Annotated in this window: 18 protein-coding genes; 7 read left to right on the top strand and 11 right to left on the bottom strand. The window is 59.6% G+C overall.

Annotation, left to right across the window (positions count from 1 at the left end):
* Positions 1-5 precede the first annotated feature (5 nt).
* Positions 6-1,655 (top strand): alpha-glucosidase, encoded by a 1,650-nt coding sequence (locus IB248_RS22545; protein ID WP_018857561.1) that lies wholly within the window; start codon positions 6-8, stop codon positions 1,653-1,655.
* A gap of 4 nt (positions 1,656-1,659) precedes the next feature.
* Here IB248_RS22545 and ade read toward each other — a convergent pair whose 3' ends face one another.
* The 8 genes from ade to IB248_RS22505 all read right to left on the bottom strand — a co-directional run bounded on the left by ade (position 1,660) and on the right by IB248_RS22505 (position 10,584).
* Positions 1,660-3,357 carry an adenine deaminase gene (ade, locus tag IB248_RS22540; protein WP_018857562.1) on the bottom strand — a complete coding sequence of 566 codons (1,698 nt, stop codon included), beginning with the start codon at positions 3,355-3,357 and terminating at the stop codon, positions 1,660-1,662.
* A 137-nt stretch (positions 3,358-3,494) separates the two neighbouring features.
* Complete coding sequence (locus IB248_RS22535) at positions 3,495-4,598, bottom strand: branched-chain amino acid ABC transporter substrate-binding protein (RefSeq protein ID WP_018857563.1); 1,104 nt, start codon at positions 4,596-4,598, stop codon at positions 3,495-3,497.
* A 257-nt stretch (positions 4,599-4,855) separates the two neighbouring features.
* Positions 4,856-6,184: an aspartate aminotransferase family protein gene (locus IB248_RS22530; RefSeq protein WP_018857564.1), complete on the bottom strand. Its 1,329-nt coding sequence runs from the start codon at positions 6,182-6,184 to the stop codon at positions 4,856-4,858.
* A 265-nt stretch (positions 6,185-6,449) separates the two neighbouring features.
* Complete coding sequence (locus IB248_RS22525) at positions 6,450-6,767, bottom strand: metalloregulator ArsR/SmtB family transcription factor (protein ID WP_018857565.1); 318 nt, start codon at positions 6,765-6,767, stop codon at positions 6,450-6,452.
* 96 nt (positions 6,768-6,863) lie between these two features.
* The gene (locus IB248_RS22520; protein WP_018857566.1) at positions 6,864-7,619 is read right to left on the bottom strand and encodes a pyridoxamine 5'-phosphate oxidase family protein; all 756 of its coding nucleotides are present in this window, start codon (positions 7,617-7,619) and stop codon (positions 6,864-6,866) included.
* A gap of 32 nt (positions 7,620-7,651) precedes the next feature.
* Positions 7,652-8,704 carry a choline ABC transporter ATP-binding protein gene (gene choV / locus IB248_RS22515; protein ID WP_169682783.1) on the bottom strand — a complete coding sequence of 351 codons (1,053 nt, stop codon included), beginning with the start codon at positions 8,702-8,704 and terminating at the stop codon, positions 7,652-7,654.
* Positions 8,701-9,546, bottom strand: coding sequence for a choline ABC transporter permease subunit (gene choW, locus IB248_RS22510; protein ID WP_018857568.1), 846 nt, complete (start codon positions 9,544-9,546; stop codon positions 8,701-8,703). Before choW ends, choV begins: the two co-directional genes overlap by 4 nt.
* Before the next feature lie 81 nt (positions 9,547-9,627).
* Complete coding sequence (locus tag IB248_RS22505; protein ID WP_169682781.1) at positions 9,628-10,584, bottom strand: choline ABC transporter substrate-binding protein; 957 nt, start codon at positions 10,582-10,584, stop codon at positions 9,628-9,630.
* 237 nt (positions 10,585-10,821) lie between these two features.
* On the opposite strand from IB248_RS22505, the gene IB248_RS22500 reads away from it, so the two are divergent.
* The 3 genes from IB248_RS22500 to IB248_RS22490 all read left to right on the top strand — a co-directional run bounded on the left by IB248_RS22500 (position 10,822) and on the right by IB248_RS22490 (position 13,788).
* Complete coding sequence (locus tag IB248_RS22500) at positions 10,822-11,439, top strand: thymidine kinase (RefSeq protein WP_169682778.1); 618 nt, start codon at positions 10,822-10,824, stop codon at positions 11,437-11,439.
* A gap of 57 nt (positions 11,440-11,496) precedes the next feature.
* On the top strand, positions 11,497-12,591 hold the full coding sequence (locus IB248_RS22495) for a hypothetical protein (protein WP_169682776.1): 1,095 nt from the start codon (positions 11,497-11,499) through the stop codon (positions 12,589-12,591).
* A gap of 75 nt (positions 12,592-12,666) precedes the next feature.
* Positions 12,667-13,788, top strand: a complete 1,122-nt coding sequence (locus IB248_RS22490; protein ID WP_062370298.1) for a DUF2333 family protein — start codon at positions 12,667-12,669, stop codon at positions 13,786-13,788.
* Between the two features lie 8 nt (positions 13,789-13,796).
* Here the strand turns inward: IB248_RS22490 and IB248_RS22485 are convergent, their stop codons facing one another.
* Positions 13,797-14,522, bottom strand: coding sequence for a LuxR family transcriptional regulator (locus IB248_RS22485; RefSeq protein WP_025660418.1), 726 nt, complete (start codon positions 14,520-14,522; stop codon positions 13,797-13,799).
* Between the two features lie 241 nt (positions 14,523-14,763).
* Positions 14,764-15,288 (bottom strand): TIGR00645 family protein, encoded by a 525-nt coding sequence (locus IB248_RS22480; protein ID WP_169682774.1) that lies wholly within the window; start codon positions 15,286-15,288, stop codon positions 14,764-14,766.
* Positions 15,289-15,443: 155 nt separating this feature from the next.
* Between IB248_RS22480 and IB248_RS22475 the strand changes: the two genes are divergently transcribed.
* Entirely contained in the window at positions 15,444-17,123 is a 1,680-nt protein-coding gene (locus IB248_RS22475) for a formate--tetrahydrofolate ligase (protein WP_018857575.1), read from the top strand.
* Between the two features lie 57 nt (positions 17,124-17,180).
* Positions 17,181-17,435, top strand: a complete 255-nt coding sequence (locus IB248_RS22470; RefSeq protein WP_018857576.1) for a hypothetical protein — start codon at positions 17,181-17,183, stop codon at positions 17,433-17,435.
* Positions 17,436-17,488: 53 nt separating this feature from the next.
* On the opposite strand, the gene IB248_RS22465 is transcribed toward IB248_RS22470, so the two are convergent.
* Positions 17,489-18,340: an extensin family protein gene (locus IB248_RS22465; protein ID WP_018857577.1), complete on the bottom strand. Its 852-nt coding sequence runs from the start codon at positions 18,338-18,340 to the stop codon at positions 17,489-17,491.
* A gap of 264 nt (positions 18,341-18,604) precedes the next feature.
* Between IB248_RS22465 and IB248_RS22460 the strand changes: the two genes are divergently transcribed.
* Complete coding sequence (locus IB248_RS22460) at positions 18,605-20,908, top strand: TonB-dependent hemoglobin/transferrin/lactoferrin family receptor (protein ID WP_169682772.1); 2,304 nt, start codon at positions 18,605-18,607, stop codon at positions 20,906-20,908.
* Positions 20,909-20,951 lie beyond the last annotated feature (43 nt).

The raw sequence follows: 20,951 nt of genomic DNA, 5'->3' as shown, positions 1-20,951 counted from the left end.
GGCTGATGTCGGTTGCAGGCAAGACGGCGGACTGGTGGCGGGGTGCTGTCATTTATCAGGTCTATCCGCGATCCTTTCAGGATACCAACGGAGATGGTCTCGGAGACCTGAAGGGCATTACCCGGAGATTGCCCTATATCGCCAACCTTGGCGTAGATGCGATCTGGCTGTCGCCGTTCTTCAAGTCACCCATGGCCGACATGGGTTACGATGTTTCGGATTATTGCGATGTCGATCTGATCTTTGGCACGCTTGATGATTTCGATGAAATGATGGCGGCCGCCCATGGGCTCGGCCTCAAGATCATCATCGATCAGGTCATTTCCCATACCTCCGATGTTCATCCCTGGTTTGTCGAAAGCCGCTCGAGCCGGACCAATCCCAAGGCGGACTGGTATGTGTGGGCGGACCCGAAACGGGATGGGACGGCCCCCAACAACTGGCTCTCGATCTTCGGTGGACCAGGATGGGAATGGGACGGCGTGCGCCGGCAATATTACCAGCATAACTTCCTGACCTCGCAGCCGGATCTCAACTTCCACAGTCCGGAGGTTCAGGATGCCGTGCTTGCCACCGTGAAGTTCTGGCTCGACCGCGGCGTCGACGGCTTCCGCCTCGACACTGTCAATTATTACTTCTGCGACAGGCTGCTTCGCGACAACCCTCCGCATGCGCCCGATGAGAGCGATACCGGTCTCGATGCGCCGGATACCAACCCGTACGGCATGCAGAACCACCTCTACGACAAGACGCAGCCGGAGAATGTCGGCTTCCTCCGGCGGTTCCGGGCGCTGCTTGATCGCTACGAGGCGCGCGCGACGGTCGGCGAGGTCGGCGACGGTGCCCGCTCGCTGAAGACCGTCGCCGCCTATACGGGCGGCGGCGACAAGCTGAACATGTGCTACACCTTCGACCTGCTCGGACCGGACTTTACCGCGACGCATATTCGAAACTGCGTCGATGCCTTCCAGAAATCGGTTGCCGATGGGTGGGTATGCTGGGCGTTCTCGAACCACGACGTCAACCGTCATCTGAGCCGCTTTGCCAAGACGGCAGCAGAGCGGCCCGTGATCGCCAAGCTCGCCATGTCTGTGCTGGCGACGCTGCGCGGCTCGATCTGCCTCTACCAAGGAGAAGAACTTGGGCTTCCCGAGGCCGAGCTCGCCTTCGAGGATCTGCGTGATCCCTATGGCATCCGCTTCTGGCCGGCGTTCAAGGGACGTGACGGATGCCGCACTCCGATGCCCTGGGAGGCTGCCAAGGCGCATGCTGGCTTTACGAGCGCCGAGAAGTCATGGTTGCCGGTGCCTTATGAGCAGGCGGCGCTTTCCGTCGATACGCAGGAGAGCGATCCGAATTCCGTGTTGCACCACTACCGGCAGACGCTCAATTTCCGGAAAAGCCACCCGGCTTTGCTCAATGGCACTATGGAATTCATCGGTACCAATCAGGACCTTCTCGCCTTCACGCGCAGCAAGGGAAGCGAGAAGCTGCTCTTCGTCTTCAACCTGACGCGCAAGCCCGCGCAGTTCATGCCGCCGGCCGGAATGGTGATCGGAGAACGGCTGGCGATGCCGGGCTTCGCGGCGGCAGCCGGAACCGGTCCAATCAAGCTGGCCGCACTCGATGCATTCTGCGCACGGGTGGCTGGCTAGACGCTCACCCGACGAGGGCGAACTTGTCGACGTCCACCATTCCGCGATCCGAGATCTTCAGGTGCGGAATGACCGGGAGCGGCAGGAAGGCCACCTGCAGGAAGGGTTCCTCAAGCGTCGTGCCGAGCGCGTAGGCGGCCTTGCGTAGATGGTGGAGCGTGTCGCGCACCGTCTCGTAGGTCTCGAGGCTCATCAGGCCGGCAATGGGCAGGGCGATCTCGCCGGTGACCTTGCCATCCTCGACGACAACGAAGCCGCCGTTGATTTCGCCGAGGCGATTGGCGGCGAGGGCCATGTCATCCTCGCTGACGCCGACGACGCAGATGTTGTGACTGTCATGCCCGACGGTCGAGGCGATCGCACCTTTCTTCAGGCCGAAGCCCTGGACGAAACCATTGGCATGGTTGCCGTTCTTGCCGTGCCGCTCGATGACGGCGACCTTGATGATGTCATTGCCGAGATCGACGTCAGTCTGGTTGCCCTTCACCGGTAGCCGATAGCGGCGATGTTCGGTGATGATCTTGCCGGGCGTGACGCCGATCACAGGGGTTTCGCCGTCGGCGACGGGAACGCCGAAGTGCGCGGCGTTGACGGGCCGGGCCTTGACGCTATCAAGGCCGACCGGTTCGACGGGCTTGCGCGTGGCGAAAAGCTCTGGGGTCACTTGGCGCCCAGCGGCAAAGACGAGATCTGCGCGGCAGTTTTCGAGGCTGTCGATGACCACGAGGTCTGCACGCCAGCCGGGGGCTACGAGACCGCGGTCCCTCAGGCCGAAGGCACGGGCAGCCGAGATCGACGCGGCGCGATAAATGGCCAGCGGCTCGACGCCGTTCTTGATCGCGGTCCGGATCATGTAGTCGAGATGGCCTTGCTCGGCGATGTCGAGGGGATTGCGGTCATCAGTGCAAAGGGCGAGGTACGGCGACAGGCGCTCGGTGATGATGGGCATCAGGGCCGCCAGATCCTTCGACACGGAACCCTCGCGCACGAGGATATGCATGCCCTTGCGCATCTTTTCTAGCGCTTCGGCAGCACTGGTGCATTCATGCTCGGTGCGGATGCCGGCGGAGAGGTAGCCATTCAGGTCATTGCCCGAGAGCAGGGGGGCGTGGCCGTCGATATGCTGCCCCTGGAAGGCATCGAGCTTGGCCATGCAGATGGGATCCTTGTGGATCACACCGGGGAAGTTCATGAACTCGGCGAGGCCGATGACCTTCGGATGATGGCGAAATGGAAGGAGACGTTCGATCGGCAGATCTGCGCCCGATGTTTCCAGATGCGTGGCGGGCACGCAGGAGGAGAGTTGGACACGGATGTCCATGATCGTTTCGAGGGACGAATCGAGGAAATACTGAATGCCTTCGGTGCCGAGAACATTTGCAATCTCGTGCGGGTCGCAGATGACTGTCGTTACGCCATAGGGCAGGACGCAGCGGTCGAATTCGTGCGGCGTCACCAGCGACGACTCGATGTGGAGATGCGTATCGATGAAGCCCGGCACCACGATCTTGCCCGAGATATCGATCTCGGTTTCGCCGTCGTAGCTGCCGCACGTGCCGACGATACGATCCTGTGCGATTGCGACATCGGATGCCACCAGTTCGCCGGTCACGAGGTCGAAGAAGCGTCCGCCTTTCAGAACGATGTCGGCGGGCAGGCGGCCCGTCCCTTGGTCGATAAGGCGTTCGAGCTTGGCGGTCATGGCATCCTCGTGCTGGCGTTTCACCAGTTATAGCCCATGTGTCTGACAAAGCGAGATCGGCTTTGTCGGCCGGTCCACAAACGAAAACCGGGCGCCCCAGAGGGACGCCCGGCGATCGAAATCGGAAGATCGAAGGCTTATTCGGCCGGAACGATCTTGCCAGCTTCCCACTTGTAGAGCGCGAAGCTCTGCGAAGTCAGGTCGCCGGTTTCGCCGTAGGTCAACTTGCCGATTGCCGTCGGGATCGCTTCGCCGCCCTTCAGCGCCTTGGCGACTGCTTCGGAATCCTCAGCGCTGCCAGCCTTCTCGATACCTGCCTTCAGGACTTCGACTGCGGCGTAGGCGTTGAGCGTGAAGGCTTCGGCCGGGATGCCCTTGGCCTTCAGCGCATCTGCAGCTGCCTGCGAATCCGGGCTCTTGGTCGCATCCATGGCATTGGTGAAGATCGTGCCGCCGGCTGCGTCGGTACCGATGTTCCAGAACTCGCTGTTCGAGAGGCCGTCGCCGCCGATGATGACGGCCTTGACGGACAGGTCATGCAGCTGGCGGGCCAGCAGGCCGCCTTCCGGGTGATAGCCGCCGAAATAGACGACATCGACGTTCTCGGCCTTCAGACGGGTGGTCAGCGCGCTGAAATCCTTGTCGCCAGGGGTCAGGGAGTCGTCGAGCACTTCCTTGATGCCGCCAGCATTCAGTGTGGCCTTGAATGAATCGGCCAGGCCCTTACCGTAGGCGCCCTTGTCGTTGATGATCGCAACGCGCTTGTCCTTGAAGTTCTTCAGGACATAGTTGGCGGCGACTTCGGCCTGCTGGTCGTCGCGACCGCAGGTGCGCAGGACGTTGGCGAGGCCACGCTTGGTGAGGTCTGGTGCGGTTGCCGTCGGGGTGACCATCAGCACGCCGTTCTCAGCAAGAACGTCGGAAGCCGGGATCGCGACGCCCGAGGTGACCGGGCCGACGACGAAGCGGATACCGTCGCCGACGAGCTGGTTTGCAGCGGAAACGCCCTGCTTGGGTTCGCCGGCATCGTCGGCATATTTGAGGATGACTTTCTCGCCGAGGATGCCGCCCTTCTTGTTGATCTCGTCAACAGCAGCCTGCGCGCCATTCTTCACCTGATCGCCATAGGCGGCAACGGGGCCAGTCAGCGGCGCGATGAGGCCGATGGTGACGTCAGCATGGGCGAGCGGCGCAAAGGCAAGCGAGGCGACGAGGGCCGCCGACAAAGTCTTCAGACTCATTTTCTTTCTCCTTGGGTGGGTATCAAAACCCGCGATTTAAGTGCCGCGGCGGCGAGCCCAGATCGTCAACAACCCTTGCAGGGGGATGCGCCAAGAGACGATGAGCAGCCGCGCGCCGAAACACCCGCCCTCCATATTTGGCTTCGACGGACGCTTTGCAAGTTTCTTAGGAATTTACCGTCGATTTCGCAAGAAGATAAAGAAATAGGGCCCGCTTTTGCCTGATTTGACAAAAGCGGGCCCCGAAAACGCGTCGTTTAGATGTTATTTTGCAAAATTTCGCGCAGTTTTCCGAAGAGCTCGTCGATGTGGTGCTTTTCGATGATGAGCGGCGGCGAGAGCGCGATGATGTCGCCGGTAGTGCGGATCAACAGGCCCTTCTCATAGGCCTTCAGGAAGGCGGTAAAGGCGCGCTTGGTCGGCTCGCCGGCGATCGGATCGAGCTCGATCGCGCCGATCAGGCCGGTGTTTCTGATGTCGATGACATTCGGGCAGTCCTTCAGGGAGTGCAGCCCGTCGGCCCAGTAATCCGAGAGCTCGGCGGCGCGGGTCAGGAGGCCTTCTTCCTTGTATGTGTCGAGCGTGCCGAGTGCTGCGGCGCAGGCGATCGGGTTGCCGGAGTAGGTGTAACCGTGCATGAACTCGATCATGTGCTCGGGGCCGCTCATGAACGCGTCATGGATCTCTGCGGTCACGAAGACCGCGCCCATAGGAATCACACCGTTGGTCAGGCCCTTTGCGGTGGTGATCATGTCCGGCTTGACGTCGTAGTACTGGGCAGCGAACGGCGCGCCGAGGCGGCCAAAGCCGGTGATGACTTCGTCAAAGATCAACAGGATGCCGTGCTTGGTGCAGATTTCGCGGAGCTTCTGCAGGTAGCCCTTCGGCGGGATCAGCACGCCGGTCGAACCGGCAATCGGCTCGACGATGACGGCGGCAATCGTCGAAGCGTCGTGTAGCGTGACGATGCGCTCGAGCTCGGTCGCCAAGTCGCCGCCATGCTCGGGCTGGCCGCGGGTGAAGGCGTTCTTGCCCGGCTGATGCGTGTGGGGCATGTGGTCGACGCCCGTCAGCAGCGTGCCGAACATCTTGCGGTTGGAAACGATGCCGCCGACGGAGATGCCACCGAAGTTGACCCCATGATAGCCGCGTTCGCGGCCGATCAGACGGAAGCGCGAGCCGTTCCCCTTCACACGATGGTAGGCGAGGGCGACCTTCAGCGCCGTCTCGACCGATTCAGACCCCGAATTGGTGTAGAGAACGTGGTCCATGCCTTCGGGCGCGATGTCGACGAGGCGGTTCGCGAGTTCGAACGCCTTGGGGTGGCCGAGCTGGAAGGCCGGCGCGTAGTCGAGCTCACCAGCCTGTTCGCGGATCGCTTCGGTGATCTTCGGCCGGCAGTGGCCAGCATTCACGCACCAGAGGCCGGCGGTGCCGTCGAGCACCTGACGGCCGTCATGGGTCTGGTAGTACATGTCCTTGGCGCTGACGAAAAGACGCGGCTCCTTCTTGAACTGGCGGTTCGCAGTGAAGGGCATCCAAAAGGCCCGAAGGTCGTTTGGCGTGGTATTGAGGCGATTGGACATGCTGTTCTCCATGGCCGTTTCGGAGGCCCTTCCCAGTATTGGCTGATGCGGTTTTTTTACTGCCCGGTCAAATTATCAGCGGTTCTTCGGGCGTCAAGCCGCTGACATTGCCGTCAGGCCGTTGCATCGGAGGTACGCGCAAAAAATAGACCGGCATCGCTGCCGGTCTAAAAGTATGTAAACGTGCTGAAATGAGGTTGCCACACTATTCCGGATGCATTTCACGGCAGTGGGGCTTATCAGCTGACATTATGTCAGCTTGTCCTTACGCCGCGGACTTTGCCTGGCTTTGAACAGAGTAGATGTCGGTGAGGGCTTCGAGGATCCTGAGGACCGGCTCGGAGCTGCTGGAGTAGTAGATCGTCTGGGCGTCGCGGCGCGTCTTCACCAGTTTCTGGGCGCGCAGCTTTGACAAGTGCTGCGACAGCGCGGACTGGCTCAAGCCAACCTCCTGCGCCAGCGCACCGACCGGGATTTCGCCCTTCACGAGGTTGCAGAGAATGAGAAGCCTTTTCGGGTTTGCCATTGCGGACAAGAGCGCAGCGGCAATATTCGCATTGGCGGTTAAATCGATTGTGTCCATATCTTCTTCCCGATGTGAAACTAATTTCAAAAACGCATGTTCCCGCTCAATGCCGGACGGCGAAAACTATCAATACGGCGTCAAGATTGTATATAGCTAAATTTCAGGTATTGCGGATTTTATGTTAGATATATGGAAATAAACGTCCTCGATGTCCTCTGCGACGGCAGCGAATTCGCAACGCAGAAGCAAATCACCCGAAATCAGATCGAAACCGGCGCAGTCCACTCCACAAATGCGCCAATCGCCGCCGTTGCCGGCCTTCAAACTCGCTGCGGTCATGGGGGCGAGATCGGGGCTTGTACCTAGTAATTCTTGCACTATCGCATCGGCCTGCGCCGCCACGTTCTCGTTCCCGGGGGATCGAATCGTCAGGTCGTCTCCATCAAGAAGATAGGCGCGACCAAACCCACCATTCAGGCTCGCGGATTGCGGCACCAGCCGGAGGAAGCGGAAATCCGGGAAATCGATATAGAGCTTTGCCTTGGCATGGCGGTTGAGGAAGCGGCTGCGAATCCGGGCATGGATGACGCTGTCGCGCTCGACCAGTTCGGCAAGGCATTGGGTCGTCAAGCGCGGATAGGCCAGTGGATCGCCCTTGCCGGGCTCGCCCGTCAGAAGCGACGCACGGCGATCGGCGTCGAGCGCGCGGGTATGCGTCGACAGGCCCGACACGAGAATGACGGGAACGCCATCGATGTCGGTGCCGAGAAGTACCCGGCTGGCAAATGGGAAGCCGGTCTCGGGATCGAGGACGGCGATTGCAGCATAACGGGCGGAGCGGAGAAGCGTGCGCGCGAGCTTGCGGGCTTCTCCGTCCGTTTCCCTGAGAACGGAAGCTTGATCTTTCATGTCCACTTTTCTGACCGAAGCGGACGGTCGGATCAAGCTTCTTCTTTGCGGCGATGCTGCGTCAGACCCTCAACGATATCCTGGGCCGAAATGGTACCGATGATCGCGCCGTTTTCCACCACCCCGATACTGCCGGGCTGGCGCGACAGTGCATCGAGAATGTCGATCAATGGTGTCTCGGCGCGCGCAGTGCCGCTGACGCTTGCGCCAGCGGCGGCGTGGCCGAGGCCTGGCTGCATTACGTCCTGCGCCGTCAGCATGCTGATCGGATTCATGTGCTGGACGAAATCGGCGACGTACTGGTCGGCGGGTTTTTTGACGATCTCCTGCGGCGTGCCGCATTGGATGATGCGCCCGCCCTCCATGATGGCGATGCGGTTGCCGATGCGGAAGGCCTCATCCAGGTCGTGGCTGACGAAGAGGATCGTCTTCTTCAGCCGCCGCTGGAACTCGAGAAGCTCGTCCTGCAGGCGCGTGCGGATAAGCGGATCGAGCGCCGAGAACGGCTCGTCCATCAGCAGGATCGGCGCACCGGTCGCGAAGGCACGAGCGAGGCCAACGCGTTGCTGCATGCCGCCGGACAATTCATTGACCTTGCGGTCCGCCCATTTGGTCAGGTTGACCAGTTCGAGCTGTTCGCCCACGCGCTTCTTGCGCTCGGCCTCGGGCATGCCCGCAAGCTCAAGGCCGAAGCCGACATTTTCCGCGACCGTTCGCCACGGCAGCAAGGCAAACTGCTGAAACACCATGGAAACGGTGTGCATGCGCAGGTCGCGCAGGCCCTTGGCGGTGGTCTTGTAGGGATTGCAGGGGCCGTTTGGCGTTGCGACCGAAACCTCGCCGCGCACGACGGGCGCCAGCCCGTTTACGGCCCGCAGGAGGGTGGACTTGCCGGACCCAGAAAGTCCCATGAGGACGAGGATCTCGCCTTCCTGCACGGAGAGCGAGGCATCAGCCACGCCGAGAACAAGACCAGTCGCAGCACCGATCTCGTCGCGGTTCTTGCCCTGATCGGCCAAAACCAGGGCGTTTTCCGGCTTGTCGCCGAAGACGATGCTGACGTTGTCGAAACGGACCGCAGTCATACGCCTTCTCCTTCACCCGCAGTGCGGAACATTCGGTCGAGAATGATGGCCAGGATGACGATGCAGAGACCCGCTTCGAAGCCCTTGGCGACGTTGACCGTATTGAGTGCACGAACCACCGGCACGCCGAGGCCGTCGGCGCCGACAAGCGCGGCGATGACCACCATCGACAACGATAGCATGATCGTCTGCGTCAGGCCTGCCATGATCTGTGGCATGGCAAAGGGCAGCTCGACCTTGCGCAGCACCTGCATCGGCGTAGCGCCGAAAGATTCTGCCGCTTCCACCAGGGAGGAAGGGGTCGAGATGATACCGAGGCGCGTGAGGCGGATGGGGGCGGGGATTGCGAAGATCACGGTTGCGATCAAGCCCGGCACCATGCCGAGTCCGAAAAGGATAAGTGCAGGAATGAGGTAGACGAATGTCGGAATGGTCTGCATCAAGTCGAGGATCGGGCGCAGGGCGGAATAGACCCAGGCGCGGCGCGCGGCGGCGATGCCAAGAGGAATGCCGACGATCATGCTGACAAAGGTTGAGGCGAGTACCAGCGCCAGCGTCTCCGTCGTCTCCTTCCAGTACCCCTGGTTCACGATGAAGAGGAGGCCAAGACAGGTGAAGACGGCCACGACGATCGAGCGACGGAGCCAGTAGGCAATCGCCCCGATCCCGAGGATGACGATTAGTGGGTGAGGTTTCTGCAGAATGAAAAGCAGCCCGTCGATGACGTGGGACAGAATGAAGGCGAGCTGATTGAAAAACCAATCGGCGTTGGAGGTCAGCCAGTCCACGAAGGCTTTCGCCCAGGAGCCGATGGGAATTTTAGTGTCGGTGAGCCAGGTCAAGGGAGCGCCTATCCATTAGGAACAACAACATTTCGCGACGATAGCGAGATGGGGCGGCGCGAGCCGCCCCGCTCGTCGTTATCAGAGGCCGAGGCTCTTCTTAACGACCGCGAGGCCATCGCCGCTGTCATCGCGCGCCTTGACGCCGGCAAGCCACGGGTCAAGCGCGGAAGGATTGGCCTTCAGCCACTCTGTCGCTGCCTTTTCCGGCTCATCGCCGTCGTTCAGGATCTTGCCCATGATCTGGTTTTCCATCTCGAGCGAGAAAACCATGTTCTTGAGCAATGCACCGACGTTCGGGCACTCATTGAGATAGCCCGCGCGCACGTTGGTGAAAACCTTCGCGCCGCCGAAGTCCGGCCCGAAGACATCGTCACCACCGGTCAGATAGGTCAGCTTGAAGTTGTCGTTCATCGGATGCGGCTCCCAGCCGAGGAAGACAACGGGCTTGCCTTCCTTCTCGGAGCGAGCCACCTGCGCCAGCATGCCCTGTTCGGAAGACTCGACCACTTCCATGCCCTTGAGGCCGAAGGTGTTCTTTTCGATCAGATCCATGACGAGGCGGTTACCGTCGTTTCCGGGCTCGATGCCGTAGATCTTGCCGTCAAGGTCATCCTTGTGAGCTGCAATATCCTTGAAATCCTTGATGCCGAGCTCAGCGCCCTTGGCGTTGGTCGCCAATGTGTATTTTGCGCCGACGAGATTCGGTCCGAAGGATTCGACCGATTTATCATCAAGGAAGGGGCGAACGTCTTTTTCCTGTGTCGGCATCCAGTTGCCGAGGAAGATGTCGATGTCCTTGTTCTTTAGCGATTGGTAGGTTACCGGCACGGAAAGAACTTTGACGTCAGGGGTATAGCCTAGTCCCTTCAGCACGACTGCTGCAGTCGCCGTTGTGGACGTGATGTCAGTCCAGCCGACGTCCGAAAAATGAACGGTGGAACAACTGTCTGGATCTGCGGCGAGTGCAGCGGTTGCGACAGAGAGAGCGGCAACTGCGGTGGCGGTGATCAGTATGAATGCGCTTGTCGTTTTCATTTATAGACTCCCAGTCTTACGTTCCCAAGCCAAGCACCAATAGCCGAGTTTTACAAGCGACCTCAGCGCGTTTGCGCCGCATTGCAGTACTCGATTGCGACGTGGGTCATTTTTCCGCCAGCGCTGAGATTTCAAAGGTTTTTCGCGATTTTTGGTCCTGAATTTCCTGTGACTATTAGAATGAGGGACTTTTCTTCGCGGTTTCGAGCTTCCAAGAAGCGAAAGACGGAGAAAACGATGGCAAAGCTCTATTTCAACTACTCGACCATGAACGCCGGCAAGTCGACGATGCTGCTGCAAGCCGCCTACAACTACGAGGAGCGCGGCATGCGTGTCGTTCTGCTGATTGCGGCCTTCGACGAGCGTGCTGGAAAGGGGATTATCGGTTCCCGGATCGGCCTGCAGGCAAGCGCCGTCGCCTTCGAACCGGAAGCTGACCTCCAGGCCTTGATCGGCGAACTCGGCAAGGAGGGAGAGCCGATCGCCTGCGTCTTTGTCGATGAGGCTCACTTCATGACGCGCGAGCAGGTCTGGCAGCTCGCCCGGGTCGTCGATCGCATGAATATACCTGTCATGGTCTATGGACTGAGAACTGATTTCCAGGGGCGCCTCTTCCCGGCGTCGCAGGAGCTTCTGGCGATTGCCGACGAGATGCGCGAGGTGCGGACCATCTGCCATTGCGGACGCAAGGCGACGATGGTGGTGCGTCTCGACGCAAATGGAAAGGTGCTGCGCGAAGGCGCACAGATCGATGTCGGCGGCAACGAAAAATACGTCTCGCTCTGCCGGCGTCACTGGGATGATGCAGTGTACGGGGATGGCTCGCCACGGCGGTGTGACCGGTCCTCAAAGTGATTCCGGTTTGGCAGCTTATGCGCTAGGTTCGCGATAACCGATTCATGGAGCCGCCCGGTGCGCAAGCCCTTCTCCTTCGATACCCAGCTCGAAGCCGCGCGAGCGCTCGTGGAGCAATTGCGTCTTGAAGCCAAGGTCTGCGTCGAATTCATCAACGAGTTCGCACGCCAGGCGGCTGCCGTCGATGACGAACGGTTTCTGGTCGAGAATGGCCGCTTCCAGGCGTTTGTTGCAAACGGCGCGAGCTTGACCAATATTCTTGCTGAGCTCGTTTTCGTCCTCGACACGCTGACGGTCAAGATTTCGGCGGATCTCGATGGTTTCCGTGGCCTGACCGCCGGCGAAAGATTCATCGGTCGTTTTTCGCGCCAGCGGATGTGGCGTCGCCACAGCGCGCGCGTGCGCGCAGCCCCTGTCGTGGAGCGGCTTCGCGACCTGCTGGTGAAGTCCGAAGCCACGGCAGGTGTCATCGCGATCTACCGCACGATTGCGATCGACTTTCACAAGCTGGGTGAGCATGGGCTGATCGGCATCGTCGAGCAGCGCCGTCGGCTTGTCGACAAGATCGACATCGCCCGCCTTCGCATCCGGGAATTGAACGCCAAGGCACTGACGACGCAGGGCAGGATCGGCCTATACGGAAGCAGAGCCGAATGGGAGCTTATGGAACAAGAGCGGCGCTCGCTGAAAGCGGAGGCCGACCGTGTTGCCGATGAGGAACACGGAATGCGCGAGGAGAGCCAGCGCCGCGAACGCTTCATCAATCTCTTCCAGGTTTTCGTCGATGCGCTGAATAGCCAGGTGGGCCAGTGCAACGCCCTCAGGCGCAAGATGTTGATAGACACCGAAGAGCGGCTGCTGATCTATCAGGCGCAAGTCGACACCGACATCCCGGGATCGAAGGTTCAGATTTCAGCGGAGCTCTTTCCCGCCATCGCCGGTCCGATTGAATTGTTTGAGCGCAACATGCTGGCGCCACAGGAATTGGAGCAGCGCAAGCGGGCCGCCGACGCCGTCTTCGCGAGCAAGTTCGAAGCTTTCCGGCAGGAGCCGGAGGAGGGCTTCGCAGTGCCGATCATCGATACGACGGAAATCTCCAGGCGACTGCGCTTCCGTTTTCTGCGTCCTGGCTTCTGGCCGAAGAAACAATAATATCAGCACGATATTGTTCTTCCTGGAGCGAGCGCATATGTCAGTGCGCAGACCAAGCTTATCAAGGAGAAGACGATGCTCGACCGGATCGCCGGTTTTTTCAGGCTGATCGGCCGAACAATCGGACGCTGGGCGCGGGTTTTCTTTGCCTGGGCTTTCTGGCCATTCATCGCTGCCCGCGGCTGGTACGTTCAGCGGACTTGGATGATCCGCTTGCCGATCCTTGGTCTGATCGCGCTTCTTGCTGTCCTCTATTGCTATTTCATTTGGCAGACGCAGGTCTGGTCTAACTTCAATCCCTCCTTCGTGAATGAGTACAGACTTTCCGAGCGCAAGGTTCCTGCCGGCCAGGAGCTGCCGTCAACAGACGGAGCGGCAGCCAAGACTTGCCAGCGGTCGGCGATCGTCGATGTCGCAGCCGACCTGACCGATTTCAACGTCAACCAGAATGCGTGGATCTCCTCCATGCTTCTCTACCGTCTCGGCTTCTTCGGCATCGACTGGGATCACACGCCGTTTCTCGACAACAAGGCGTCGTTCCAGCGGGGCGTAAACCAGGCGGTTCGCCGCACCTCGGTCGAACTCGTCGATACGCTCGGGCGCGTCCGCGGGACGTCAGGGATCAATAACGATCTGCAGAAGGCGCGCGGCAACCTGCAATTCGACGAGTACAGCTGGTACTTCGGCCTTGATCCGTTCGGACCGAAGACACCGACGCCGAGCTATTATCGCTCGGCGCTCGACAGCCTGCGCAAGTTCAATACCGACCTCGCCGCCTGCAACGCCATCTTCGATGGGCGGGCGGATAACCTGATCCAGTTCATCGACCGCATCGCCAACGATCTCGGCAGTACCTCCGACGTGCTCGCGGACCGCTCGCAGAACCATCATCGGGGCTGGTTCGATACACGTGCAGACGATCGCTTCTGGTTCGCCTATGGTCAGCTTTACGCTTATTACGCCATCCTGGCGGCTGCACAGTCAGACTTTTCTCAAGTTATCGCGGAGCGCAATCTGGGCGCCATCTTTGGCGCAACAATGAGACAGTTCCAGGCGGCACTGAAGATCCAGCCGGCAATCATTTCTAACGGCCGGGAAGACGGCTGGCTTATGCCGAGCCATCTGGCAACGATGGGCTTCTATATTCTCCGCGTCCGGTCGAACCTCGTCGAGGTCCGCTCCGTGCTCGATCGCTGAGCGCTTGCTTAGTTGATCAGCTTCATACGGATCGCCTTGGCGACAAGCTGCGTCCGGTTCACACAGTCGAGCTTCTTGATGGCGCTCGTCATGTAGGCATTCACTGTGTGGTCGGATAGCGAGAGGATCTGGCCGATCTCGATCGACGTTTTTCCCTGCGCCGTCCACCGGACGACCTCGCGTTCGCGAGCGGAAAGGGGCGTGTGTTCCGGAAGCTTCGAATGCTGCGTGCGATGATACGCGTCGAGCAGATGGAGGATCGCAATGGTGAGTTCGTTGAGCTCGGTCTGCGCGAGCAGTGGGCGGTCGCCGGCCAGCCAAAACAGGATGCGCTCGCCGTCGCGAGTGTAGGCGGGCACCGCAACGCCTGTCGGTATGCCGAAGTGATGCAGAAGTTTGCTCAACTCATTGGGGAAAATTTCTGCGGAGGAACTGTCCAGAAGGCTCCATGAGCGCGGCAGGGCCGACTCGCTCATGCCCATTGCCAGCATGGGAAAACGCATGATGCGGGCGCGGTCGAATTGATTGAAGTATGCGGACGGAAGTGTTGTTTCGATGACCAGGGCCTTGAGGAGGACGCTTTCAGGAGCGGGCGCGAGCAACAGCGTGATATGCCGGAAGCCGTAGGCGCGGGCTACCTTTACAAGAACTTGCGCGAATTCGGCCCTGGTATTGACAGCTGAAATCTCTGTGGCCAGGGACAACTGTCTTTCCAAGGTAGTCATGTAAGACATCGATGCGTCCCTGCTTACCTTCATATCAGCGCCATAGAATATGCAAACTGATATATTTGCTAGTGCGAAACGGGGAGGCGCGCAGCGATTAATTTCAAATGTATTACTTTAACCACAGCGGATCGTCCCATGGTTGCGTTATTGTTTTCCAAAAACGCAACTTCAGGCACAATCGAGTTCCTCTTCTACGCCGCAGGAAAGCACACGGGTTCGCCGGAGAATAGCGCAAAGCGTCTTCGAATCACTTGGCGACCAGATCTTGTCCTTCACCCTTGGCCTTTTTTGTCAGCTGCTCGAGGAAACCGAGCATCACCGCGGAGACGACGAACGCAAGATGCATTGCCGTCAGCCACATGATCTTGCTGTCGGTGTATTGTTCGGCATTCAAGAAGACCTGGAGGAGGTGAATCGATGAAATTGCCACGATCGACGAGGCCACCTTGACCTTGAGGCTGCCGGCGTCGAGCTTGCCAATGAACGAGACGTCCTCTTCGCTCTCGTCAAAGCGGCTGACGAAGTTCTCGTACCCGGAGATCATCACCATGACGATGAGGCTCGCGACCAGGGCTGCGTCAATCAGGCCGAGCATGGCCAGAATCATTTCCCCCTCGTTGAGGACAAACACGCCGCCCGCCACCTTAAGGAATTTGTAACCGAAGGACACGGCGTACACGGCGAGCGCAAGAGCGAGACCGAGATAGAAGGCGACGAGTATCCAACGGCTCGAAAGGATGATGCGCTCGACAATCAGTTCGAGTGATTTCATGTCCGGTCCTCGCAATGTTAGAATCAATACCTGACAGATAGCGGCTTGGATGAGCGTTGGGCAACCAGCGCGCTATTCACAGTCTCGGCATATTTCGCTATCCCGTTGAAACAATATGGGCGCGCCTATCGAGCGCAGAAAACCGGGGAACGGGGATGGCAGCACACAAGTCCGACATCGAGATCGCGCGCGCGGCGAACAAGAGACCGATCTTCGAGATCGGTGCAAAGCTCGGTATTCCGGCCGAGCAATTGGCGCCTTATGGGCATGACAAGGCTAAGCTCAGCGCGCAATTCATTGCCGCGCAGGCAGACAGGCCCGACGGCAAGCTGATCCTCGTCACGGCAATCAATCCGACCCCGGCAGGCGAGGGCAAGACGACAACGACCGTCGGTCTCGGCGACGGGCTGAACCGGATCGGCAAGAAGGCGATCGTCTGCATCCGCGAGGCCTCGCTTGGGCCATGCTTCGGAGTGAAGGGCGGGGCGGCGGGCGGCGGCTATGCCCAGGTCATTCCGATGGAAGACATCAACCTGCATTTCACCGGTGATTTCCATGCGATCACGTCGGCCCACAATTTGCTCGCAGCGATGGTCGACAATCACATCTATTGGGGCAACGAACAGGATATCGACCTCAGGCGCGTCACGTGGCGGCGCGTCATGGATATGAACGATCGGGCGCTGCGCGAGATGGTCTCTTCGCTGGGTGGTGTGGCCAACGGCTTTCCCCGGCAGAACGGCTTCGACATCACGGTCGCTTCCGAGGTGATGGCCATTCTTTGCCTCGCCAAGGACCTCGAGGATCTGGAAGAGCGCCTCGGCAACATCATCATCGGCTACCGTCGCGACAAGTCGGCCGTCTACGCCCGCGACCTGAAGGCCGATGGGGCTATGGCGGTTCTTCTGAAGGACGCCATGCAGCCGAACCTCGTCCAGACGCTGGAAAACAATCCGGCCTTCGTCCATGGCGGCCCCTTCGCCAACATTGCCCACGGCTGCAACTCGGTGATTGCGACGAAAACGGCGTTGAAGCTTGGCGACTATGTCGTGACCGAGGCGGGCTTCGGCGCGGATCTCGGAGCCGAGAAATTCTTCGATATCAAGTGCCGCAAGGCGGGACTGGAGCCTGATGCCGCCGTCATCGTTGCGACGGTGCGTGCGCTCAAGATGAACGGCGGTGTAAAGAAGGAAGATCTCGGAACGGAGAATGTCGCTGCGCTGAGAAAGGGCTGCTCCAATCTCGGGCGCCATGTCGCCAACGTTCGCAAGTTCGGCGTTCCGGTTGTCGTTGCCATCAATCATTTTATCTCGGACACCGATGCGGAAATCGCTGCGGTGAAGGAGTATGTCTCGCGCCTCGGGGCTGAAGCGATCCTCTGCCGGCACTGGGCCGAGGGCTCTGCCGGTATCGAGGAGCTTGCCTACAAGGTGGTCGAGCTCGCGGAATCGGGACAGTCGAGATTCGAGCCGCTTTATCCCGACGATGTCTCCCTGTTCGAGAAGATCGAGATCGTCGCTTCGAAGATTTATCACGCAGGAGAGGTGACCGCTGATAAGGCGGTGAGGGACCAATTGCTTGCCTGGGAAGAGCAGGGTTATGGACACCTGCCGGTCTGCATGGCCAAGACGCAGTACTCCTTCTCAACCGATCCGAACCTGCGGGGTGCGCCGGAAGGGCATATCGTGCCGGTCCGTGAAGTTCGCCTATCGGCGGGCGCGGGCTTCGTTGTCGCCATCACAGGCGAGATCATGACCATGCCCGGCCTGCCGAGATCGCCGTCGGCGGAGCGGATTTACTTGAACGATCAAGGGTATATCGAAGGGTTGTTCTAATCTTCGATTAAGGACGGGGAGAGCTTATTGTCCCAGCCTATCAATTTGGAACCGATAATGTCGGCCTATTGGCGAAGCTGCGTTTTTGGCGTGGCTGCAGTTGTTTCTGTGATGGCAAGCAGCGCTGCGACCGGTGAGTCGGTTGCTACCGAACAAAGCATGGCCGACTTCATGAAGGGCAATCCCGACTGCGTGGAGTTCAACGATCAATGTTCGATCTGTACCGTGGTCGACGCCAAGGCCAATTGCTCCACGCCTAAGATAGCCTGCATCAAGAAGCCTTATGTCTGTACGCGGCGTTCGGACAAGTGAGTTGACGTCGACGGATGGCCGAGAGCCGCGATAAGGGACATTGGCGAAGCTTGCTAATGACAGTAGCGATATCCGCCCTTGCGTTCCAAGACATCGAGGTGGAAGTGGGTTTCGTGTGCTGCATCGCTTTCCGGATCCAGCACTGTCGTGAAGAAGAGGCAGCCTGCGGAACTGACTGTGCGCTGGAAGGCACCGATCAGAGTCGAATCCTCGCGGCGAGGCTGCACGGCGATATCCTTCCCTTTTTCGAAGCTGAAACTTGCGATGTCGATCGCGTTGCCGCGGGCATGCTCGGACACCTTGCCGGTCTCGGCACCATTGCGCAGGCGACAGATGTAGGATGATGCCTGGTTGATGCCGACTATGCTCCCCTGATCCGGCGCGGCAACGCGGGCGGCCGGGATGACACTCTCCTTCATCCAGCGGGCGAGGCCGAGAGCCACGGGGCATCGGAAGACGGCATCCGGTTTTATCTTGATGCCCGGAAGGACCTCGGTGACCTTGATGGGCTTGTCGATGCCGCAACCGTTGCCATCATCGATGCGCGAGATGTCCTTGAAGACGACGCCAAGGGCCTGAAGCTCCTTCACACATTCAGAATGTTCCGCATCGCTCTCGGGGGCGATTGTCAGGTGTTGCTCCTCGAGCGTCTGCTGGGAGGGGAGCTTCGGCCCCTGCTTTTCCAACGGAGGAGAAGAGCCGGAAGGCGGCTGAGTGACCGGCGGCGTTTCGGTATCGGGCCTTTCCGGTTTTGGTTCGGGCTTTGGGGGAAGTCCTGGCGTGGGTTCTGCTGTAATTGATTTACCCGGACGGATTTCAGGTCGAGGGCCTTTCTCCGGCAGGCCTGCGTTGGTCAGGAGGCCAATGCAGCTCAGCGCCGCCAGTATCACGATGATCTTCTTCACACATCCACCCTTGTACGTTCGCCCCGGGAGAGAACGTGCGGATGCGGTTTTCGTTGCAATTTCGCAACGTTGATTGCTGCGGCGTAAATATGACTTATTAAATCAAGATATCTCGGGTCTGATATATTGACAATTATAGTCATGTTTTTTATGCGGCGAAAAGAAGGCGAGAAATCTTCGCCTGAAAGCCTAGCCAGCCCATCGAAAGCGCAACCGCGCCACGACCAGCCAGCCCGGTGACATTTCTCTCAAGGGGTTGTTTTCATGATCGTCCGGCACTCGCGCTCGGTTCTTTTGGCTTGCACGGCATTCGTCACGCTCGGCCTTACATCCATTTCACTAGCACAGACGACGGAGAAGCCCGCCGCGTCTGCCGGCGACAGCACGGTGCTGCAGCCGATCGTGGTCAAGGGCAAGCGCGTTGCAGCTAAGCCCGGCAGCGTGGCCGACACGCCGCTCGCCTCGCAGACGACGCAGGAAACGATCCTCAAGAAGAACGTCAACAACCTTGCGGATTTTGGCCGCACGGTGGATCCGGGCGTAACCTATGTGCCGAAGCAGGGCGGTGCCTTCCTGCGCGGCCTTGGTGGTCCCCGCATTACGACGATGGTGGATGGCGTTCCGATCCCGTTCCTGTCGAACGCTGCGCGTGCCGCCAACCCGATCACGGACACCACCAACGCCGACGGCGGCATGAATACCTTCGACTTCCAATCGCTTTCGACGCTGGATGTCGTACGCGGTGCGGACTCCAGCCGCGCCGGTTCGGGCGCGCTCGCCGGTGCATTTGTCCTCCGCACATTGGAGCCGGAGGATCTGATCGAGCCCGGCCGTGATTGGGGCGGCGTTACCAAGTTCGACTATGACGGTACCGACCGCAGCGCTGGCGGTTCTCTGGCTGTTGCAAAGAAGATCAACAACACCTCTGTCCTGTTCCAGGGCTCGTATCGAAAGGGGCATGAGATCGAGAACAACGGCAAGGTCGATACCATCGGACCGACCCGCACGGAGGCCAATCCGGCCGACTACGACCAGAACAACCTGCTCTTCAAGCTGCGGCAGCAGCTGGAAGGCGGCCACATGGTTGGGATCACCGCCGAACGCTTCAGCCGCGATACGACGACCGATCTGAAAACCCTTCAGGGCGCAACAACCGGCTCTTCCCGAGTCTACAAGATCGGCGACTATGACGGTACGGAAGACAATCGGCGTGAACGCGTTTCGTTGGATTACCAGTTCGAGGCGTCCAGTGCTGACTCGACCTTTGATGCGGCACGGATGAGCCTTTACTGGCAGCGTCTGACCCGTGAGGCAGGTGCCGAGGGTACCCGCGTCGGCACCGTCGCCGGCCCCTGGCTGCGCAACAACCAGATTCAGGAAAACGACTATGGTTTGACGGGTAACCTCACGTCCCGCTTTGCGACGGGCACATTTGAGCACGAGGTCAATATTGGCGGGGATGTCTCGCTCTTCAACGCGACATCCTTCATCGACGGCCTCGACGCTTGCATTCTCGGAACTGCCAGCGCTACCGCGAAGGCGTTTTCATGCCCGAATCTTCATGCCGACCAGGCTGATATTCCTGATGTCGATGGAGCACGCCTTGGCCTCTTCGTCGATGACAAGATCTCCTTCGGCAATAGCGGCTTTGCCCTCACGCCCGGTTTGCGCTTTGACTGGTACGACTACGACCCGAAGCAGACGGCCGCCTTTGAAGACAATCCGGGCTTTGCGGCCAACGGCCTGCCTGATGGAAGCGACGGTTCGCGCTTCTCGCCGAAGCTGCTTGCAACTTATCAGGTCGCGCCCGCAGTCGAACTCTTTGCGCAATGGTCAATGGCCTTCCGCGCGCCGACCATCAATGAACTCTATCTTGATTTCTCCAACCCTGCCTTCGGTTACGCTACCGTCGGCAATCCCGACCTGAAGCCGGAAACGGCGAACGGTTTCGAGATCGGCGCGAACTTCGGTGATAGCGATACGGGCGGTCGCGTCACGGCGTTCCACAATCTCTACCGGAACTTCATCGACAGTGAGACCAGCTTCGCCAATCCGCTCTATCCGGCGGGCCTGACCAGCTATTTCAATCGAAATCGCGTCCAGATATCGGGCGTCGAATTGGAGGCACATAAGCTCTTCGACAACGGCATCAACCTCCACGGCTCGCTTGCTTATGCCTACGGCAAGGACACCGACACGAACGAGTATCTGCGCTCGGTCGCGCCGCTCAAGGCAATTGTCGGCGCCGGCTATCAGCGCGAAACCTGGGGCACGGACCTGTCGCTTGTCACCTCCGCCGGCATGCGCAGTGACGGCAACACCAGGACCTTCGACGCACCTGGCTATGGCGTTGTCGATCTGACGGCCTGGTGGGAGCCGGAACAGACCAAGGGGCTGCGGATCCAGGGCGGCATCTACAACCTGTTCGATAAGACCTACTACAACGCCGTTGCGCTTAAGGACCTCAACAACACGACGGTCCCAAGCAATAGCAATACGGCGCAACCGCTGGACTTCTATTCGGAGCCTGGCCGGGTGTTCAAGATCTCGCTCGTACAGCGGTTCTAACGCGAGGGAAGGGCGGCCGTTGTGCCGCCCTTTTTATTCCCGG

The organism is Rhizobium sp. RHZ01 (assembly GCF_014851595.1).
Classification (GTDB): domain Bacteria; phylum Pseudomonadota; class Alphaproteobacteria; order Rhizobiales; family Rhizobiaceae; genus Rhizobium; species Rhizobium altiplani.
The sequence above is the reverse complement of the archived record's forward strand: the minus strand, read 5'-3'. Positions and strand labels throughout refer to the sequence as shown.

Bases quoted from the DNA above. Each gene is read 5' to 3' on its own strand.
- IB248_RS22545 (WP_018857561.1), top strand. From the start codon at position 6: ATGTCGGTTGCAGGCAAGACGGCGGACTGGTGGCGGGGTGCTGTCATT.
- ade (WP_018857562.1), bottom strand. From the start codon at position 3,357: ATGACCGCCAAGCTCGAACGCCTTATCGACCAAGGGACGGGCCGCCTG.
- IB248_RS22535 (WP_018857563.1), bottom strand. From the start codon at position 4,598: ATGAGTCTGAAGACTTTGTCGGCGGCCCTCGTCGCCTCGCTTGCCTTT.
- IB248_RS22530 (WP_018857564.1), bottom strand. From the start codon at position 6,184: ATGTCCAATCGCCTCAATACCACGCCAAACGACCTTCGGGCCTTTTGG.
- IB248_RS22525 (WP_018857565.1), bottom strand. From the start codon at position 6,767: ATGGACACAATCGATTTAACCGCCAATGCGAATATTGCCGCTGCGCTC.
- IB248_RS22520 (WP_018857566.1), bottom strand. From the start codon at position 7,619: ATGAAAGATCAAGCTTCCGTTCTCAGGGAAACGGACGGAGAAGCCCGC.
- choV (WP_169682783.1), bottom strand. From the start codon at position 8,704: ATGACTGCGGTCCGTTTCGACAACGTCAGCATCGTCTTCGGCGACAAG.
- IB248_RS22505 (WP_169682781.1), bottom strand. From the start codon at position 10,584: ATGAAAACGACAAGCGCATTCATACTGATCACCGCCACCGCAGTTGCC.
- IB248_RS22500 (WP_169682778.1), top strand. From the start codon at position 10,822: ATGGCAAAGCTCTATTTCAACTACTCGACCATGAACGCCGGCAAGTCG.
- IB248_RS22490 (WP_062370298.1), top strand. From the start codon at position 12,667: ATGCTCGACCGGATCGCCGGTTTTTTCAGGCTGATCGGCCGAACAATC.
- IB248_RS22485 (WP_025660418.1), bottom strand. From the start codon at position 14,522: ATGTCTTACATGACTACCTTGGAAAGACAGTTGTCCCTGGCCACAGAG.
- IB248_RS22480 (WP_169682774.1), bottom strand. From the start codon at position 15,288: ATGAAATCACTCGAACTGATTGTCGAGCGCATCATCCTTTCGAGCCGT.
- IB248_RS22475 (WP_018857575.1), top strand. From the start codon at position 15,444: ATGGCAGCACACAAGTCCGACATCGAGATCGCGCGCGCGGCGAACAAG.
- IB248_RS22470 (WP_018857576.1), top strand. From the start codon at position 17,181: ATGTCGGCCTATTGGCGAAGCTGCGTTTTTGGCGTGGCTGCAGTTGTT.
- IB248_RS22460 (WP_169682772.1), top strand. From the start codon at position 18,605: ATGATCGTCCGGCACTCGCGCTCGGTTCTTTTGGCTTGCACGGCATTC.